Annotated in this window: 1 tRNA gene and 2 rRNA genes; all 3 read left to right on the top strand. The window is 53.3% G+C overall.

What is annotated here, in order from left to right:
• A 16S ribosomal RNA gene (locus tag C1Y41_RS19665) occupies positions 1-83 on the top strand; the annotation flags it as partial.
• Positions 84-170: 87 nt separating this feature from the next.
• Positions 171-245: transfer RNA gene (locus C1Y41_RS19660), tRNA-Glu, on the top strand.
• A 213-nt stretch (positions 246-458) separates the two neighbouring features.
• Positions 459-1,230 (top strand): 23S ribosomal RNA (locus C1Y41_RS19655); the annotation flags it as partial.

Below are 1,230 nucleotides of genomic sequence, written 5' to 3'. Positions count from 1 at the left end.
CGCTTACCACTTTGTGATTCATGACTGGGGTGAAGTCGTAACAAGGTAACCGTAGGGGAACCTGCGGTTGGATCACCTCCTTACCTGAAGATACCTTCCCGCGAAGTGCTCACACAGATTGTCTGATAGAAAGTAATGAGCAAGACGGCTGCGAAGTCGCGACACGATGTGTCCCCTTCGTCTAGCGGTTAGGACTCCGCCCTTTCACGGCGGCAACAGGGGTTCGAATCCCCTAGGGGACGCCACTTGCTTGGTGACAGGTGAAAGGTGTCTCCACAGTATCTCAAAACCGGCTTGCGAGTCGCGTTTGAGATATTTGCTCTTTAACAATCCGGAACAAGCTGAAAATTTGAAACGACCGCGTCGTATTCGTTCTCCGTAATAAGAACGATGCGCGATGCGGCCGGGTCTCAAGATTATCGCGATTCACGAGCGTTCAAAACGCCTGTGGGTTGTGAGGTTAAGCGACCAAGCGTACACGGTGGATGCCCTGGCAGTCAGAGGCGATGAAGGACGTGCTAATCTGCGAAAAGCGCCGGCAAGGTGATATGAACCGCTACAGCCGGCGATGTCCGAATGGGGAAACCCGGTGCACCCAGTGCATCATCGTTTGATGAATACATAGTCAAACGAGGCGAACCGGGGGAACTGAAACATCTAAGTACCCCGAGGAAAAGAAATCAACCGAGATTCCCCCAGTAGCGGCGAGCGAACGGGGAGCAGCCCAGAGCCTGAATCAGCTTGTGCGTTAGTGGAAGCGTCTGGAAAGGCGCGCGATACCGGGTGACAGCCCCGTACACGAAAACGCACTTGCTGTGAGCTCGAAGAGTAGGGCGGGACACGTGGTATCCTGTCTGAATATGGGGGGACCATCCTCCAAGGCTAAATACTCCTGACTGACCGATAGTGAACCAGTACCGTGAGGGAAAGGCGAAAAGAACCCCGGCGAGGGGAGTGAAACAGAACCTGAAACCGTGTACGTACAAGCAGTGGGAGCCTCTTTTATGGGGTGACTGCGTACCTTTTGTATAATGGGTCAGCGACTTATATTCTGTAGCAAGGTTAACCGCATAGGGGAGCCGAAGGGAAACCGAGTCTTAACCGGGCGCTAAGTTGCAGGGTATAGACCCGAAACCCGGTGATCTAGCCATGGGCAGGTTGAAGGTTGGGTAACACTAACTGGAGGACCGAACCGACTAATGTTGAAAAATTAGCGGATGACCTGTGGCT

It is taken from the genome of Pantoea sp. ICBG 1758, from assembly GCF_002928325.1.
Classification (GTDB): domain Bacteria; phylum Pseudomonadota; class Gammaproteobacteria; order Enterobacterales; family Enterobacteriaceae; genus Pantoea; species Pantoea eucrina.
The sequence above is the reverse complement of the archived record's forward strand: the minus strand, read 5'-3'. Positions and strand labels throughout refer to the sequence as shown.